This is a genomic window from Vibrio kagoshimensis, assembly GCF_050337535.1.
GTDB lineage: Bacteria > Pseudomonadota > Gammaproteobacteria > Enterobacterales > Vibrionaceae > Vibrio > Vibrio gallaecicus.
Map to the genome: position 1 here is coordinate 94,702 of NZ_JAKJSZ010000006.1, position 17,314 is coordinate 112,015.

Below are 17,314 nucleotides of genomic sequence, written 5' to 3' on the forward strand. Positions count from 1 at the left end.
TGTGGCGTATTCATGGATAGTTGCCCCTGCTTTAGTGGGACTATTTGCTCTGTTTGCTAACATTATTCTTGGGCGACAAGTCTTGAAGCGAGGGGTGATATTTATTGACCTAGCGATGGCGCAAATTGCTGCCCTTGGAGTCTTGATAATTCAGCTATCTGTTGGACATGCTGATGTACCGTTTAGCTCAAAATTATTGGCTTCTTGGGTATTAACAGTGCCTGCGGCGATACTTCTGAGCTACCTTGAGCGCAAAGTTGACCAGCATTTAGAAGCCTTAATTGGGTTACTTTATGTGTTAGCTGCGTGTTTAGCAGTACTACTGGTTAGCCACAACCCGCATGGTAAAGAGATGATATCTTCTTTACTCAATGGTCGCTTACTCTGGAGTAGCCCAAGTGACGTGCTGCCAGTTTTTTGTGTAGCTGCTGCTTTATTTGCTATTCAAGTATGGCGTGGTAGCTGGTTAGCTGGTCGCGGATTTTACATACTATTTGCCATCGCGATTCCACCTTTAGTGATGAGTCTTGGCGTGTATCTAGAGTTTGCTTGCTTGATCATTCCAGCTTTGTCTGTTGCCGCTCTGAATAATCGCACCATGTGGTTAGGAGCCATTGTTGTCGGTATGGTTGGAGGCGTTGGAGGGTTTTATACCTCTCTGATTTGGGATTTCCCCGTTGGACCTTGTGTAGTGTTAAGTATGGCTGTTTCTGGATTGCTATATAGCGTGATTTTATCAGGAGTGTCTAAAAAGGTCGCTTCAGTCGCAAGTACGCCGAACAGCTAAATTTTGGTATGAATGAAGTAACGTTATCGATACTAGTAATAAGTGTTGGATGGTGAACTTTGTAAAAGTACTGATGTGTAAGAAAAGCCGCTTTAATAGCGGCTTTTTGTTGTCTACATTGCTTAAAAATCGAGCCTAAATCTTTATTCACGATTTTTGAAAACATTGTTAGTTCTCTTTATAAACATAGTCGGCTCTCTTTTAAACCAATAGACTACTCGTAAATACTGTATGAAAAATACTTACTTGCAATCTTTTTGTGTTGTCCATTATTGATAAGTCTTTGTATACCATCATCAATAAGGTCTTTGAGTTCGTTATCTTGTTTTCTGACTGCTACACCAATACCGCGACCAAACCATTTCTCTTCAGTGAACTTCGGACCTGTAAAGTGATAGTCCTTACCTTGTTCTGTTTCAAGAAAGCCTGCGTTCAGCCCCATTGAACCACCAAAAACGGTATCAAGACGTCCATTGAGTAAATCTGTGAATGCTTCATCAAAAGTACCATAGCGACGAATATCTACATTAGGGTAAATTTCAGATAGATATTTATCTCCAATGGTTGCTCTTTGAACCCCAATCGTAAGCTCATTTAAACTGTCGTCCTGCATATTGATTTCTCTATCACTTTTCATGACAAAGCGAGTCGGTACTTTTGCATATGGAATAGTGAAGTTAACCTTCTTTTCCCGCTCTTCAGTAATCGTCATTGCCGCAATAATCGCATCGTTTTTGCGACTTAACAGAGAAGGGATGATACCGTCCCAATCTGTTTTTGAGATGATGCATTTAACACCTAATTCGATGCACAGAGCATTAGCTAAATCCACTTCAAACCCTTCAAGTTGACCATCTTGTGTTGTCCAACTGAATGGCGGGTAAGCCCCCTCAACAGTAAAGCGAATTTGTTTCCAATCTTTTGCGTATGTGAATACAGAAAAAAAACTGACGAAAGTAAGTAATATCCATTTCATTTGTTATTTCCTTATTGTAATAATGGATATGGATAATTAACCATTTGTTAACATTTATCAATGTGAATGCATATTGATGTGAACTTAGGCATAGATGGATTTTGATTTAGATGAAAGAGGTTTGAAACTTTTCTTAAAGCAGAACTTGAATGCAAAAAAGGAACGATTGTTTATTGGTTGGTACTTGCTAAAACTAAAGCTAGTACCAATTAACTTATGGATTAAATAGCAGGAACTACAACGGGCGACTCTTCTTCAGAACCTTGGTTGTCATCTACTTTATCAGAGACCCAATCAACGGCTTTTGTAAAATAGAGCTTGTTTGTCTCGCGGTCACACCAACTTTTTGATAGCCCTCTTCTATTAAACTCACTTCCAATTGCAGCCAGTGTTTGATTGCTTGAACGCCCGTAATACAAGGTGTCGCACAATTGTAGGTTTGACATAGACTGAGGATAGACATTGACTGCCGACGTGTTAGCACTTAAAGCTTTAGATTGGTTATGTGTGCACCCAGTGATGCTTAAAAATAAGAGCAGGATTAAGATTATTTTCATTATATTTCTAGTCTGTTACCGATGATTTGAGGTGTTGGTTTAGTTTTTGGTCTGAGTCGAAATGTTGATTTAGGCAGAGATTATGCGCATGAATACTGAAGTGTTTTGTCAATTTTTTGCTAAGAGAGTAAATAGCAGGATCTTCATCTCATTAAGGTGAATCGTTAAATTGATGTCTAAGTTCATTAAATAAATGCTAAATGCGCAATTTTATACAAAAGTCATGTGAACCTATAAAGTAGACTGATAGGTCGTTTGATGATTAACAGGCTTGGGGATAGCTATGGACAGCAAAAAGCGCTCTAAAGAAAAAGCTGAATATAAGATCACAGAAGAGCTCGGCGGCCTTGAGATCCTCAATGCAGAATACGAAAAGCAAAACTTCTCTCGCCATAGCCATGAAGGCTACACCATTGGTGTGATTGAACAAGGTGCTCAGCGCTTCTACCGAACAGGCGGTCACCATGTCGCGCCGCAAGATACCATCATTTTAGTTAATGCGGATGAAGTCCATAGCGGGCATTCGGCATCTGAAGGTGGTTGGGCGTATCGAGCAATGTATCCTGTACCAGAACAGTTAGCTAAAATTTCTAAAGACCTCAATTTACCCAGCTATGGGGCTCCATATTTTCCTAATGCCGTAGTTGAAGATCCTGAGTTAGCGAATCAAATTCGTCTTGTTTTCAATACCATTGATGCTTCTGACAACCGCCTACTCAGAGAAACACTGATGTACGGAATGTTTGTCAAATTAATCAGTAAGCACGGCAAGTCTACACTTACTCCAAAATTAGAAGGTAAAGTTCAGAGACAACTTTTACTGGTTAAGGAGTTTTTAGATGATTTCCCACAAGCTGATGTGTCATTAGAAGAGTTATCTAACCTTGCTGCATTAAGTCCTTATCATTTGGTGCGTTCTTTTCAAAAAGAGTTTGGTTTACCGCCACACGCTTACCAAATCCAAGCTCGACTACGGTTTGCACGTCAGTTATTAAAGAAAGGGCATACCATTTCTGAAACGGCGCAAGAGTGCGGTTTTCACGATCAAAGCCATTTTCATCGGCACTTTAAAAGAGCGAATGGATACACGCCTGGTCAGTATATAAAGATGCTTGCTTAGCTATAAAATCAGACGTTGTATGAGTAAGTCTGACTCTAGTGTTAGCAGTTATAGAGCGAGTCGTTGATTAGCTAGCCGTTAATAGCGTGAAAAGCCTAATAGAGAAAGCAGTCAATAGAGCAAGTTTGTACAATCGCGGCAGTGGATGCTCTCTTACATTAAAAGCATGTGACGAATAATAAGAATATATGGATTACGCAAGAATGAACAAACGCACTGAGTTACGAAAAGGGTTTATTGCGGGAATGCCTTTAAGCATCGCAGTAATACCGTGGGGGATATTAGCGGGTTCCTATGCGATTGATGCCGGGCTAAATGTATATCAAGCTCAGGCTATGTCTGGAATCTTGTTTGCAGGCTCTGCACAACTGGTTGCTGCGGGCATGTTTAAGTCGGGGATTGGTCTTGGCACTATGCTATTAACCACTCTATTTATCACTTCAAGGCATTTCCTTTACAGTATTTCAATGCGAGATAAGATCAGCCATTTGCCTGCCCGCTGGCGCTTGTTATTGGGTTTTTGGTTAACGGATGAGTTATTTGCAATTTGTAATGGGCAAACACAGCAAGAATTCAACCGTTGGTATGCAGCGGGAGTTGGTGGCGGTTTTTATCTTATTTGGAATATTGCCAGTTTTGTCGGAATTATAGCTGGTAGCCAAATACCTTCATTAAACGAAATTGGTTTAGATTTCGCGGTAGCGTCAACGTTTATCGCGCTGGTTTTCCCTTTAATTAAAACTCTACCTGTGGTGGTGTGCGTATTGGTTTCTCTGGTTTTATCGGTATTTCTAACGGTCAATCAGGTGGAAGGGGCATTAATGATCGCTTCCATTTCGGGAATGATCGCTGGGTTTATTAGTGAGTCTTATGTGCAACGTGGGCATTCCAAAAGGATGACTGCCGAAGGAGAACAGCTATGATTTGGTTATCCATTTTATTAATGACAGCGATTGTGTTTGCAAGTCGCTACATTTTTTTGGAGCCAGCGATTCCACTAAGGCTTAATAATACTGCGCGACGTTTCCTTCGTTATTCAAGCCCTGCGGTGTTAACTGCAATCTGGGGGCCTATTGTATTTGCACCGGAACAAGAATTTTTCCCAAGTTTTGAGAACCCGTATTTGATTGGTGCCTTGGTCACTGGGTTACTAATATGGAAGACAGGTAATGTATTACTGACGATAGGAGTGGGGATGGGAGTTTTTCTGTTTTACAACTTAGTTGTTATTGACCTCTTATTTAAGTAAGCCACGTCTTAGTCGTGAGTATAAATAATCCCTCATAGCGAGGGATTATTTACAGAATTTTACTTATAGGGTTTACACCAGTTCGAGCTTAAGCCTTACAGTAAACACGAGCCTCACGAGGTGTGTAGATACCGAAAGTAACCGTAGCAAGTAAACCATTAACGAATGTTTCTTGAACTTCTACTTTCGCTACTTTATCGATGCCACCACATACTTTCGCTGCGTCGATTTGTTTCTTTTGAGCAAGACCATTAATAAAGAAGTGGTGAGATTGCTCTGTGGTGACTTCAGTTTCTTGTGGTGCCATTACGAACGTTTGTTGTGCACAACCAGTAGCAACTAATGATAGGGCAGTAATAAGAATTAACTTTTTCATGGTATCTCCAAATAATATTTAATGATTTGGTCAGGAGTAACAAAGGTGTGCATCATGAAAAATGTTCTCGTGCATCTCCTAACCGATGTCGCATATTATTCCAGAGCTTTTATTGATTTACTGTATAGGTTTGTCAGCGCATTCATTACATAGCGGTAAAGTTATAATAAAAAGCGCACCATGTAATTTGGTACTACGCTCGATATTTATGGAGCCATTGTGCTGTTCGCAAATCTTTTTGACGATAGATAACCCTAAGCCATGCCCACTTTTTGCCTTGTTTCGTGCTTTATTGCCGACATAAAAAGGTTCAAATAGATGAGCTTGATGTTCATCTTCAACACCGGGACCATCATCATGAATAGCAATCTGAAATTGATCATCGTGAGTGGTTAGTTCAATAAGAATTTGTGTTTGAGCATATTTAAAAGCGTTTCGCACTAAGTTATCTAGCGCGCGGCTGAGCAATTTTTTGTCTGCTTCAAAAAACAGTGTTGAAGTACTGAGGGGCTGGGGAAGAGCAAAATGTATATCAAGCTTGGTTTCTTTGCTCCAGCGTTTGATTGCTTTATCAAAGAAGTTTGTGGGCTCTAGTTTCTCATACATTAACTCAAGGCAGCTATTGTCGAGTTTTGCGTAATATAAAAGTTCATCGACCATTTGTTCCATTTCTTCAGTGTCTTCCACAATGCTTTCAATGGTGGCAAGTTGCTCATTCGACAGTGGGGTATCTTTTAATAATTCAGCTTGCCATTGGATGCGAAAAACAGGAGTACGAAGCTCATGAGCGACGGCGTTAGTTAAAGAACGGTTACTTTCAATAAGATGAAAAATCCTGTCTGCCATAATGTTGAATGATTTGTTCAACGTACCAATTGAGCTTCCTCCTGAAGTATCAGCACGGGAAGATAAATCACCTTCGGCAAAGCGTAAGGTTGCCTGTTCTAACTTATTGACTCGTCGGAAAATAATCAATAAATGACCTAAGCTGTACACAATAAAACTAGAGATGAAGAAAACCCAAAGTAACTTATCTTCGAGTTCAATTTTTTCACGAACTAAAGACTGGTCATCAGGGTAGTAATGGTAAATACGGGAACTATCAGACAACCGAAACCATAGATCTCTATTGTCATCATGAAAGGTATACAAAGTCGGATTCTTTGCAAAAAAGTTAGCAGCTAAGTCCGGAACAGTATCGTTCGGTTCGTAAACGGTTAGAACAAGCCTAGTGGTATTCGCAAATTCATTAATGGCTTGCTGAGCGGCTTCTAAACCCTGACTTTGGGCAATATTTTCTAAAAGTTGCTGATGGGCGACCGCTTCGTAGTCCTGCAGTACGTACTCATAATCAGTATTGAGTTGATAAACACTGATTTCAAAGGTGATCACACCCGTTAAAAAACAAGCGATTAAGCCGAGTATGGATTCTAGATAGATACGTCGCATTAGCGTTCTCTTTTCACACGCTCAATTTGAGCGTCGTTAATTCCAAGCCGTTGAAACAAACAAGTAGCCTTTTCCTCTGATTGTTTGCACCTTTTCTGCTGAAGCATTGTCGTCACCAAGCAGTTTTCTCAGTTTGACCACTTTGTTATCGATAGTCCGGTCGATGCCATCGTACTCAATGCCTCGTAATGCTTGGGTAAGGTAATCACGAGATAAAGGTTCGTCAGGGTTGCTTGCCAGTAACCAAAGCAAATCGAATTCGCTATCTGTCAAAGGTAGTAAGTCACCCGCTAACTCACATTTCTTGTACTTGTTTTTAAGAACAAGTTTTCCAAAACTAATGTGATCCGGGTTTTCAATCGAAGCGGCTGAGTTACTTTGACGACGAAGCAAAGACCGAACTCGCGCAAGCAAAACGCGCGGCTTGATAGGTTTAGTCACATAGTCATCAGCACCAGTTTCAAGCCCCGCAACGTGGTCAAAGTCATCATCGCTTGCAGTCAGCATTAAGATCTTACCTTGGTATTGGGAGCGTGTCTGTCGGCAGATTGTCAGCCCATCAGTTACAGGAAGCATCAAATCAAGTAGAACAATATCTGGTTGCTCATTGATGATCGTTTGTGCGGCGTTACTACCATCGTCTAAAGCAGTGACATCGAAGTTTTGTGTGATGAAGTAATCTTTCAACATCTTCTGCAGCTTTAAGTCGTCTTCAATGATAAGCATTGTTGGGTGTGTCATTCTGTATCAACCTTGTTGTACTTATGCTTTGTAGTTCTTAAGTTAAGAGCACCTTTAATGGTTTGTATTCTAACGGGGTAAACGACATTTCCATACATAACCAAGACAGTAAATTACACTTTTAACTCATAAAATTCTCCCATACTCAAAACTGGGACAAACACATGAAATCTTATCGTACTCTTTTACTGGCTACTCCTCTTATGATTCTCGCTGGATGCAACTCTGGATCACCTGGCAGCTCGACTAAACCAAGTACAGTGAATAAGCCTTTAGCAAACTATGATTTTTCCGAGCAAGCTAAGGCTCAGTTAGTGGGTGAACGCCAACAAATACTTGAAGTGATGCGTTTGTCTTATGATGGAACTACCTATTCAAGTATGAAATTCGCCGAAGCGTTAGGCGAAGCGACACTCATTAAATTGTCAGACAGTAATGGTAAAAGTGTCGATCTTTACCTACAAAGTGCAGAGGGTTCTGAGCCTTGTGTTATTTATCAAAACGCAGAAGACTTTGAGACCTTCCCATGTAGCCAATCCACTCGTTCTGTTTCAAATGAAACCACATTGATTAGTAGCGCTACATCAGATAAGAAGCGACCAGTTCAGGTGGAGTTCTACACGGAAGCTGAAGAGCACATCGGTAGCATAGGCTCAACTTTACTGACCCCACAAGTGAAAGATAACCAAGTCAACATTCAAACTTCATTTGCGTTCAATAAGTTTTATAAAGTTGTTTTTGCAGATGATGGTACAGGCGAAAGAATTAACTCAACGTTGGGTTATACAACTTACTTACAGTTGGATGAAATTGTGAAAGCGAACCAAGGAACCAATATGGAAATGCAATTTAACAATCATATTGGAGGAAGTGCTGACGATGACATTAATATGTATACCGGACTTTTGATTAAAGATAACGATATGGACACGGTTGTCACGGCAACGGGTTCTGTTTTCTCTGGCGGGACGGATTTATTTTCAGCAGGTAAACAGCGTACTTTGATTCGTTCAAATGCGGCAAAAGCGATCGAGAAAAATCAACAAATAGGGGTGCATAGTTGGGGGCAGGGGGACAAGACAGCGAAAGACTTCCCATATACTGACGAAAGCCATCGTAAGCAGGCGACCTATTTCAAAAAAATGATGGGCGATAAGGGCATCGACTTTTATCTGTTTACTTTGGATTCAGCACCTGCAAGCGGAGCACACTGGGTAACCAAAGCGGATTCAGATAAATATAGTTTCATTACTCAAATAAAGTAGCAAATACACATTAGGTTGAAATATCTGACACTCTTAAATACATGAAGGAGGCAGTTTGTTGCGAATATAAACGTAACAGTCTGTCTCTTTTCTTTTATAAAAATCTTCTCTCTAACCAAACTTCCTTCCATCTTTGATCACCCTCTTACTCGTATATTTGTCATATTCTCGGTTCACTATTTGTACTGGTTTTTGTTTTTTTATACCCATAATTTCAGACCTAAGAGTTGGTGTATTACTTTCTGTTTTGACTGTTTTTAAGGGTTTTTTTATAAACAAAATACCGCGTAATTGGCTTTTTTAAATGCTTATTCAATAAAAAGATTAGAGATCTAATTAAATTATTTAAGGTCGATCTGGCTTGTTTTTGTGATTTAAGTCTCAAGTTTGAGCTTAATAAACGGGTATTTTTGATTTTGAAGAACAGTTCTGTGCCTAATAACGGCGAAATTTGCTTAGAGTACAAAGGAAATGTATTTACACATGATCACATCAGTACCTTGGATGATGTATCCCGATATAGAGCAAGATCCTAACGAAAAATGGATCTTTTCTGAGCCATCAGCAGAAGATGGTGATGAAGTTTTCAGTCTCATTGCAGCATGCCCTCCTCTTGATGTTAATTCATCATATTGCAACTTCCTTCAGTCATCACACTTCAGCCGAACTTGTATCATCGCAAGATCGAACGGTGAAATAGCCGGTTTTATTTCTGGTTACAGAAAACCAGACGATCCAAATACTTTATTCGTATGGCAAGTTGCAGTTTCTCCCCGTTTCAGAGGTCAAGGGCTAGCTTTTAAAATGCTTAGCGAATTACTCGGACGAGACTTCCTTAATACTGTAACGGCTGTTGAAACGACAATAACGGAAGATAACGCCGCTTCTTGGGCATTGTTCAAAAAACTGGACGCCGAGAATGATCAGCAGGGTGAAGTCAGCACATTTCTAGATGAAAAAACACATTTTAAAGGGAAGCACGATACGGAATATTTGTATCGAATCCCGTTAAACAATTCTAAAAAATAGGAAACCAAACGGTCTCATCATGGATATTTTTAACAAGCAAGAATCAAAAGTACGTTCTTACTCAAATAGCTTCCCTGTCATTTTTACAAAAGCGAAAGGTTGCTGGCTAGAAACAGACAAAGGCGAACGTTACCTAGATTTCCTTGCTGGTGCAGGATCACTGAATTACGGACACAATAACCCTGAGCTGAAGCAATCATTGCTGGACTACATTGAGATGGATGGCATCACTCATGGTCTAGACATGCATTCATCAGCAAAGGCTGGTTTCTTAACCGCGCTTCAACGCGACATTCTTCACCCTAGAGGTTTGGACTATAAGGTTCAATTTACAGGTCCTACAGGAACCAATGCCGTAGAAGCAGCACTTAAACTTGCTCGAAAAGTAAAAGGTCGCAGCTCAATTGTGGCGTTTACCAATGGTTTCCATGGTTGTACAGCTGGAGCATTAGCAGCTACCGGTAACCAACACCACCGTCAAGGCGCTGGTATGAGTTTAAACCAAGTAACACGAATTCCATTTGAAGGTTATGCCGACATTGATGGTCTTAAATTGTTTGAAACTATGCTTTCAGATAATTCAGCAGGAATGGATAAGCCAGCCGCTGTTTTACTAGAAACGGTACAAGGTGAAGGCGGGCTGAACGTTGCATCTAATGAGTGGTTACAGCGCCTAGATAAAATCTGTAAAGCGCATGATATTTTAATGATTGTTGATGACATTCAAGCGGGTTGTGGTCGTACAGGCACATTCTTCAGTTTTGAACCGTCAGGCATTAAACCCGATATGGTGACGTTATCTAAGTCTATCGGTGGTTATGGTTTACCTATGGCCGTGGTTTTACTTGCCCCTGAATTGGATATTTGGAAAGCAGGTGAGCATAACGGTACTTTCCGTGGGAATAACCATGCATTCGTTACCGCTGCTAAAGCGATTGAACTTTACTGGTCTGATAATCAATTTGAAGCGCATATTGCCTCATGTTCATCAAAAATTTCAGAAGTCATTCAGCGCAATGTTAAACGCCATCCAGATCTTTTTGCACAGCAGAAAGGTCGTGGAATGATGATTGGTATTGAATGTAATGACAGCGAGTACGCAAGTGCAATCGCGAAGACATGTTTTGAAAATGGCATGATTATCGAAACAGCGGGACCAAACGATGAAGTTGTGAAGTTTTTCTGCCCACTGACTATTACAGAATCTGAGCTAGAGCAAGGCTTGAGTATTTTTGAAAACGCAGTAGAGCTAGTAGTAGCGAAGCACTTTAAAAAAGCATCTTAAGAAGGATTAGAAAGATGATTGTTAGAACACTGGATGAGTGTCGCGATAGTGAGCGTAGAGTAGCGTCGGAAACATGGGAAAGTGTCCGCATGCTCCTTAAAGATGACAATATGGGTTTCTCTTTTCACATCACAACGATATATGAAAATACAGAAACGCATATTCATTACAAAAACCACTTGGAGTCTGTGTACTGCATGAGTGGGGAAGGTGAAATTGAAGTAGTGGGTGGTGAGACGTATCCAATTAAACCGGGAACGTTATACATACTTGATAAACACGATGAGCATTTTCTTCGAGCGTTTAAAGACAAAGAAATGGTAATGGCGTGTGTCTTTAACCCGCCAATTACCGGTAAAGAAACGCATGACGAAAATGGTGTTTACCCGTTAGTTGATTAGGTAAAGCCTATTCATTGTAAATTGACGAAGAGCGAGTGGAGATCAGCCGTTGATGTAACGGGCTCCACATTTCAGTGAGGCGTAATGCCTCACTGAGCTTTTTTAAAGCTATCGGTATGCAAAGCTATTGCAGTAATAAAATCTAGTAAAGCCTTCAAAGCTACCAACCTCATACACTAAGGTTCCCTTATGACTTATACCGTAGAGAAAATCGGCGGTACATCCATGACAGCATTTGATGCTGTTTTAGAAAATATAATGTTACGTCCAACTAACCGCTACAATCGCGTATTTGTGGTTTCGGCTTACAGTGGTATGACAGACGCACTGCTTGAGTGTAAAAAGACCAGTAAACCTGGCGTGTATCAGCTCATCGCGAAGCGTGATGATAACTGGGAAGAAGCCCTCAGTTATGTTGAACAGCGAATGCTTTTGACTAATGAACATATTTTTGCAGATCCAATGAGCCGCCTTCGTGCAGATAAATTCATTGGTTCTCGTATTTCAGAAGCTAAGCATTGTATCTCGAATATCTTGGAAACTTGCCAGTATGGTCAATTTTCGTTACGCCATTATCTGCCACAAGTTCGTGAATTCTTATCTTCGATCGGTGAAGCGCATAGTGCATTTAATACAGCACTAAAGTTAAAAAACTTGGGTGTTAACGCCAAGTTCGTTGATTTGTGTGGTTGGAATTCTGAAAAGCCGAAAAGTCTGGATGACAATATCCGTGATGTATTCGCTGATATTGATGTCACAACAGAGCTTCCGATTGTTACTGGTTATGCTTCGTGTTCAGAAGGTTTGATGTCCACTTACGATCGCGGATATAGCGAGATGACTTTTAGCCGTATTGCGTCGATTACCAAAGCGGATTTAGCGATCATCCATAAAGAGTATCATTTAAGTTCAGCAGACCCACGAGTCGTAGGTTCCGATAAAGTATTGCCAATTGGTCGTACGAATTATGATGTGGCGGATCAACTTGCGAACTTAGGTATGGAAGCTATCCATCCGAATGCCGCGGCGGGCTTACGTGAAAGTAATATTGAGCTGCAAATTAAAAATACTTTTGAGCCAGAGCATGCAGGTACATTGATTTCGAGTGACCATCAACCGACGGCAAATAAAGTTGAAATTATTGCCGGAAAAGAAAAGGTTTTTGCTTTGCATTTATTTGATCAAACTATGGTTGGTCAGGTGGATAATGTGAGCTATGAATTGATGGAAATTATTGCGGACGCTCACGTTTGCCTTGTAGGTAAAGAGATGAATGCAAACTCGATTACTTATTATTTAGGCGGCAGTACTGAAAGTTTGAATAAAGTACTTTATAAAGCTGAAAAGCGATATCCAAAAGCGGAGATTAAAGGCCGAATGGTCGCTCTTATTTCTGTGATTGGTTCTCAGATTGATACTAACAAAGCACTCACTCAGGGTGTTTTAGCCTTGATGAAAGAAGGGGTGACACCTGTAGCATTGCACTCTTCAATGCGTAATGTGAATGTTCAATTTGTAGTGGGTCATAAAGAATATGGTCCAGCAATCTGTGCATTGCATGGTGAATTTTTCAACTCTTCAGATAAAGGCGAACTTTCTAGCAAAGTGGCTTAGTCGATTACGCGAAAAGACTTTGTAAAAAGCCAATGGCACATTCGATTGAATGTGCCATTTTCTTAACTTCTTAACTTCTTAACTTCTTAACTCCTGTGAGCTGAATTCAGCACTAAACCGTTAGAAGATAAATTGGTATAGGAAGCCAGCGCTCATTGCCATACTTAAAATTACGAATAAGAAAGCGGCAATCATTTGGTTTTTGAAGATCGATTTAAGCAAAATGACTTCAGTTAAACTTGCCCCAGCGCTACCAATGATCAGTGCCATTACTGCCCCAAGACCCATTCCTTTTGCAGCTAAAGCGGCACTCAACGGAATTACAGCTTCAGCTCTAATGTACAGGGGGATACCAATAACGGCAGCAACTGGAATAGCAAATGGGTTATCTTCACTTGCTACGCTCGCCACTAATTCTGTTGGCATGAAGCCGTAAATCATTGAACCTAAAGCTATACCACCAACTAAATAAGGTAGAACTTTCTTAAAATCAGACCACGTGCTGTTCCAAATTTTCTTCCACTTATTCACTGGCGCTGCTTTAGCCCCGCATGATGACCCACAACCTTTAGACTCCGGTTCAATATACGCTGATTCTTTTACATATTTCTCGAAGCCTAGCTTTTCTAGTGTGTAACCAGCAATTACGGATACACCCATCGCAATGGCAAAGTAGAACGCAGTTACTTTAAGACCAAAGGTTACGGCAAATAAGCCAATAATAATTGGGTTTAAAAGTGGGCTAGCAAACAAAAATACCATCATAGTACCGAAGCCAGCTTTTGCTCGTAGTAAACCTTTTAAGAAAGGAATCGTTGAGCATGAGCAGAACGGAGTAATTGCTCCTAATAGCCCTGCAATAAAGTAACCTTTACCATTTTTTCCGCTAAGAATGCTCTGAATTTTTGCTGGTGGAATGTATAGCTGCAGTACACCAACAATGTAACTAATCAGTAAGAATAGGATTGTTAGTTCAACTGCTAGAAAGGCAAACATGCCTAAAGTGTCCATTATCATATCTTGTGTAATATTAAACATAATCTAAATCTTCATATTTCTGGAATAGTCGAAATATACGCTCGTCGATTTGTTAGATCAATATATATTTCGATAAAGTTGGAAATAATTTTGTTTTATACAAAGCTTGATTATTGAGTTTTTTGTTAAGTGATTGATCTGTATTAAATTAGTGGTAATTGTATCTATGTTGGTTCTGAAGATGAAAATTGGTAGGTTTCTGGAAGGGGCAAAACAAAAAAGCAGCGCGAGGCTGCCTTTATTAATATCTGTAGTGGTCAAGCTAGCAACGAACTATGCTTTTTTAAGGTCTTGAGCTGGGTAAGTCAGAGCCATACCATCAACCGTTACATGAATGTAGAAACCGCCTGCGCTGATGCCAGTTACAGTCATCTCACCAAGCTCGATACCTTTTGTAGCTACTACTACGTCATCAATTGAAAACATTTAAATACCCTAATAATAGAAAATAGAACAGGACAATTGTCTGAGCGCGATTAAAGCAGATAGTCTTGAGCTGACCTAATCGGGTTATTTATCGTTAGGATTAGCATTATTTGTTTATCGAGTCGGTGAAAGGTATTGCTGATATATGGAAATGTAAGTGGTAAACCTAGCCGCATAGAACCATGTGACTTGTAGCTCAATCGTTAAATTCGTGAATAAATACGTGTCTTATTGATATGGATGCCGCTAGTATGCAATTTCAACTCAGTTACATGGACTGTTCGCTATGACATCTGCTATCTCAACCTCTATGAGTACTCGCTTATGGATAATGCTGGTACTACTTTCAATGCTTTGGGGTGGCTCTTTTTTCTTTGTTGGAATAGCCGTCAATGAATTACCGCCATTAACCATCGTTGCTTTAAGAGTTGGTATTGCAGCGCTAACATTATGGTTTATCGCTTTACTACTTGGTTTGAAACCACCTAAAGAGCTAAGTATTTGGGGAGCCTTTTTTAAAGTTGGTTTATTAAATAATGTTATTCCATTTGTGTTGATTGTTTGGGGTCAAACTCAAATTGCTTCTGGTTTAGCGTCTATTTTGAATGCAGCAACGCCAATTTCGGCTGTGATTGTGGCTGGTTTATTGTTACCCGATGAGCGTCCAACGCCTTTAAAAATTATGGGTGTAGCAATAGGGTTTATTGGTGTGGTGGTTATGATTGGTTTACCAGCCTTGAGCGGCGGGGGGAGTTTACTTGCGCAGCTTGCCGTAATTACAGCGACTATTTGTTACGCATTTGCTGGCGTTTATAGCCGCCGTTTTAAAACTCTAGGCATTAATCCTATCATTGTTGCAGCTGGTCAAGTGACAGCATCAACAATGATATTGCTGCCTATCTCATTGTTTGTTGATGGTCCGCTAAATGTATCAAATGTTAGCTCACAGACTTGGCTCGCAATCATTGGATTAGCTGTGGTATCGACTGCTCTTGCCTATGTTATGTACTTCAAAATAATCGAATTAGCTGGTGCTACCAATGTACTACTTGTCACCTTATTGGTTCCTGTGTCTGCAATATTACTTGGGTACGTCTTTTTGAATGAAACCCTTGAACCTATCCATTTTATTGGCATGTCTTTAATTGCTTTAGGACTTTCAGCTATCGACGGGCGTTTATGGAAAGGGTTATCTAATGTTAAGCAGGTAAGCAAATAACATGATTCTGTTCCAGTAGATAAGTAGATAAGATAAATGAAGCAGTGATCACTCACTGCTTTTTCATTTGTACAAAGCTTAAAATGGACAGAAGCATAAAGAATGCTGGGTCACTCCATCCTAAGCCTGTAAAAACACCTATTACAGCACCATAGAATGTAATGATTACACCTAATAGGTTAGTCAGCAGTAAAGATAAGAATAAGTTCTTTGCTACTTCTCCAGGCTCTAAATCTCTTAGCATAAAACTAATGATGGCAAGTCCACCAAGGAAAATACTGGTATGTTGAGATAGAAATAGCGCATGTTGGTCATTGATTTCCACGCCATAGACCGGCCACATTAGCTCTGGTATTAGAAATAAAGCCAGAGCAAAAGCGGTATAAATACCGCTATGCAAACTTAAAAAAGTTTTGTTGTTCATTATTGAACCACCTGTGCTACAGGACCTCTGTTGATAGCCGTTAATGGTTGATTAATGTCAAATATGAAGCCACGTACATCATTAATGCCCATGTTCTGTAATCGAGTGGTATGCATTTCTAGGTAAGCTTGAGCACTGGGTTCATCTTCGAATAAGTAAATACCACCACCCATTTGGTCTTTTTCGCTTTCAGTCCAAACTTTCCAAACCATGCCAGGTTCGTTATTAATTGAGTTTGCTAGCTCCACTAATGCATTTGCCATATCTTCACCAAATGGTCCTTTAAATCCAAAATCTACTTGTAATAATTTCATGGTGTTTCTCCAATTTTCGATGAGTAAACTGACGGACAAGATGAGTCTTGTTTGTCGTTGAGGTAAGTATCACCTGTAAAAATTGAACAGAAAAGTTCATAATACTGCCAATAACCCTCAATAAATTAGACCATGAGATTAAAGACAACTTTAGACCAGTGGCAAACCTTGTATGAAATAGACCGTGCAGGGAGCATTCAATCTGCCGCCATACAGTTAAATAAAAGCCACACCACGTTGATCTATGCGGTGCGTAAATTGGAGGAGCAACTTGGTGTGACGTTAGTTCGTGTCGAAGGGCGCAGAGCCGTGTTATCTGAAGATGGTAAAGCATTGTTAAGAAGAGCTAGTAGCATGCTGGAACAGGCACGTGAGTTAGAGCTGATTAGTGAGCAGTTATCGAAAGGCATCGAATCTGAAATTACTGTAGCGGTCGATCACCTTTGTAACCCTACATGGGTATATCAAATAATGGCTCAATTCCTTGAAAGTAACAGTACAACATCTATTCAGCTTATCGAGACATCGCTTTCTAAAACGACAGAGATGGTGACTCGGGAGCTGGCTGATGTCGCTATTATTAACTTACCCGTGACTAATTTTCCTGCTGAAGCTTTTGGGGTGACTTCATTAATTCCAGTCGTTGCTAAATCACACCCCTTAGCGAGTGTTGATATTGTGTCTTTGAATCAGCTTTCAACGTTGCCTCAAATAGTGGTTAGAGACTTAGGATCAGTTGAAAAGCTGAGTGATAAAAAAGATGTGGGTTGGCTAAAGTCGAGCCAGCGCGTCACGGTTGATAACTTCGACCACGCATTTCGAGCTGTAGAACAAGGTGTTGGATATTGTCGTTTACCTAAGCATATAGTCGAAAGCCGAGGGCAAGAAACACTTACTATACTGAACATCGAGCACTCTCGAAGCTACCAAGTTCCGCTACATTTGACACTGCCTAAAGGGGTGAAGACAGGCTCTGCGGCAAAAGAGTTTTACTCTTTATTACTGAGTTCAGCGGCAACATGAGACTTTACCTTTTAACTCAAT

General features: G+C 40.3%; 20 protein-coding genes. 11 read left to right on the plus strand and 9 right to left on the minus strand.

Features of this window, described 5'->3' with window-relative positions; translation table 11 throughout:
- Window position 1 precedes the first annotated feature (1 nt).
- The gene (locus tag L4C37_RS06705; RefSeq protein WP_137372878.1) at window positions 2-787 is read left to right on the plus strand and encodes a metal ABC transporter permease; all 786 of its coding nucleotides are present in this window, start codon (window positions 2-4) and stop codon (window positions 785-787) included.
- A 214-nt stretch (window positions 788-1,001) separates the two neighbouring features.
- On the opposite strand, the gene L4C37_RS06710 is transcribed toward L4C37_RS06705, so the two are convergent.
- Window positions 1,002-1,763 carry a transporter substrate-binding domain-containing protein gene (locus L4C37_RS06710; protein WP_429768194.1) on the minus strand — a complete coding sequence of 254 codons (762 nt, stop codon included), beginning with the start codon at window positions 1,761-1,763 and terminating at the stop codon, window positions 1,002-1,004.
- 221 nt (window positions 1,764-1,984) lie between these two features.
- Window positions 1,985-2,320 carry a hypothetical protein gene (locus L4C37_RS06715; protein ID WP_429768195.1) on the minus strand — a complete coding sequence of 112 codons (336 nt, stop codon included), beginning with the start codon at window positions 2,318-2,320 and terminating at the stop codon, window positions 1,985-1,987.
- 283 nt (window positions 2,321-2,603) lie between these two features.
- On the opposite strand from L4C37_RS06715, the gene L4C37_RS06720 reads away from it, so the two are divergent.
- From L4C37_RS06720 to L4C37_RS06730, 3 genes are all read left to right on the plus strand, one after another.
- Window positions 2,604-3,440: an AraC family transcriptional regulator gene (locus L4C37_RS06720; RefSeq protein ID WP_137372880.1), complete on the plus strand. Its 837-nt coding sequence runs from the start codon at window positions 2,604-2,606 to the stop codon at window positions 3,438-3,440.
- Between the two features lie 188 nt (window positions 3,441-3,628).
- A complete protein-coding gene (locus tag L4C37_RS06725; RefSeq protein WP_429768196.1) occupies window positions 3,629-4,363 on the plus strand; it encodes an AzlC family ABC transporter permease in 735 nt (244 codons plus the stop codon).
- Window positions 4,360-4,689 carry an AzlD domain-containing protein gene (locus L4C37_RS06730; RefSeq protein WP_137372882.1) on the plus strand — a complete coding sequence of 110 codons (330 nt, stop codon included), beginning with the start codon at window positions 4,360-4,362 and terminating at the stop codon, window positions 4,687-4,689. Before L4C37_RS06725 ends, L4C37_RS06730 begins: the two co-directional genes overlap by 4 nt.
- 88 nt (window positions 4,690-4,777) lie before the next feature.
- Here L4C37_RS06730 and L4C37_RS06735 read toward each other — a convergent pair whose 3' ends face one another.
- From L4C37_RS06735 to L4C37_RS06745, 3 genes are all read right to left on the minus strand, one after another.
- The gene (locus L4C37_RS06735) at window positions 4,778-5,065 is read right to left on the minus strand and encodes a Bor family protein (protein WP_137372883.1); all 288 of its coding nucleotides are present in this window, start codon (window positions 5,063-5,065) and stop codon (window positions 4,778-4,780) included.
- A gap of 117 nt (window positions 5,066-5,182) precedes the next feature.
- Entirely contained in the window at window positions 5,183-6,514 is a 1,332-nt protein-coding gene (locus L4C37_RS06740; protein WP_429768197.1) for a sensor histidine kinase, read from the minus strand.
- Window positions 6,515-6,550: 36 nt separating this feature from the next.
- Window positions 6,551-7,255, minus strand: coding sequence for a response regulator (locus L4C37_RS06745; RefSeq protein WP_429768198.1), 705 nt, complete (start codon window positions 7,253-7,255; stop codon window positions 6,551-6,553).
- A 164-nt stretch (window positions 7,256-7,419) separates the two neighbouring features.
- Here L4C37_RS06745 and L4C37_RS06750 point away from each other — a divergent pair, with 164 nt between their 5' ends.
- The 5 genes from L4C37_RS06750 (at window position 7,420) to L4C37_RS06770 (ending at window position 12,849) form a co-directional block, all read left to right on the plus strand.
- Complete coding sequence (locus tag L4C37_RS06750; RefSeq protein WP_429768199.1) at window positions 7,420-8,520, plus strand: alpha/beta hydrolase; 1,101 nt, start codon at window positions 7,420-7,422, stop codon at window positions 8,518-8,520.
- 483 nt (window positions 8,521-9,003) lie between these two features.
- Complete coding sequence (gene ectA, locus L4C37_RS06755; RefSeq protein WP_429768200.1) at window positions 9,004-9,549, plus strand: diaminobutyrate acetyltransferase; 546 nt, start codon at window positions 9,004-9,006, stop codon at window positions 9,547-9,549.
- 19 nt (window positions 9,550-9,568) lie between these two features.
- On the plus strand, window positions 9,569-10,834 hold the full coding sequence (gene ectB / locus L4C37_RS06760) for a diaminobutyrate--2-oxoglutarate transaminase (protein ID WP_137372888.1): 1,266 nt from the start codon (window positions 9,569-9,571) through the stop codon (window positions 10,832-10,834).
- 14 nt (window positions 10,835-10,848) lie between these two features.
- Window positions 10,849-11,235, plus strand: a complete 387-nt coding sequence (locus L4C37_RS06765) for an ectoine synthase (RefSeq protein WP_137372889.1) — start codon at window positions 10,849-10,851, stop codon at window positions 11,233-11,235.
- Between the two features lie 189 nt (window positions 11,236-11,424).
- Window positions 11,425-12,849, plus strand: a complete 1,425-nt coding sequence (locus L4C37_RS06770) for an aspartate kinase (protein ID WP_429768201.1) — start codon at window positions 11,425-11,427, stop codon at window positions 12,847-12,849.
- A gap of 120 nt (window positions 12,850-12,969) precedes the next feature.
- Here the strand turns inward: L4C37_RS06770 and L4C37_RS06775 are convergent, their stop codons facing one another.
- Both L4C37_RS06775 and L4C37_RS06780 read right to left on the minus strand, forming a co-directional pair.
- Complete coding sequence (locus tag L4C37_RS06775) at window positions 12,970-13,887, minus strand: permease (RefSeq protein WP_137372891.1); 918 nt, start codon at window positions 13,885-13,887, stop codon at window positions 12,970-12,972.
- A 273-nt stretch (window positions 13,888-14,160) separates the two neighbouring features.
- Entirely contained in the window at window positions 14,161-14,313 is a 153-nt protein-coding gene (locus L4C37_RS06780) for a hypothetical protein (protein ID WP_167494014.1), read from the minus strand.
- A gap of 286 nt (window positions 14,314-14,599) precedes the next feature.
- Between L4C37_RS06780 and L4C37_RS06785 the strand changes: the two genes are divergently transcribed.
- The gene (locus L4C37_RS06785) at window positions 14,600-15,532 is read left to right on the plus strand and encodes a DMT family transporter (RefSeq protein ID WP_273293912.1); all 933 of its coding nucleotides are present in this window, start codon (window positions 14,600-14,602) and stop codon (window positions 15,530-15,532) included.
- 52 nt (window positions 15,533-15,584) lie between these two features.
- Here L4C37_RS06785 and L4C37_RS06790 read toward each other — a convergent pair whose 3' ends face one another.
- Window positions 15,585-15,956, minus strand: a complete 372-nt coding sequence (locus L4C37_RS06790) for a hypothetical protein (RefSeq protein WP_429768202.1) — start codon at window positions 15,954-15,956, stop codon at window positions 15,585-15,587.
- Window positions 15,956-16,270: a monooxygenase gene (locus L4C37_RS06795; protein WP_372266994.1), complete on the minus strand. Its 315-nt coding sequence runs from the start codon at window positions 16,268-16,270 to the stop codon at window positions 15,956-15,958. The genes L4C37_RS06790 and L4C37_RS06795 overlap by 1 nt, the downstream gene beginning before the upstream one ends.
- Window positions 16,271-16,402: 132 nt before the next feature.
- Here L4C37_RS06795 and L4C37_RS06800 point away from each other — a divergent pair, with 132 nt between their 5' ends.
- Complete coding sequence (locus L4C37_RS06800) at window positions 16,403-17,293, plus strand: LysR family transcriptional regulator (RefSeq protein WP_429768203.1); 891 nt, start codon at window positions 16,403-16,405, stop codon at window positions 17,291-17,293.
- Window positions 17,294-17,314: the final 21 nt, after the last annotated feature.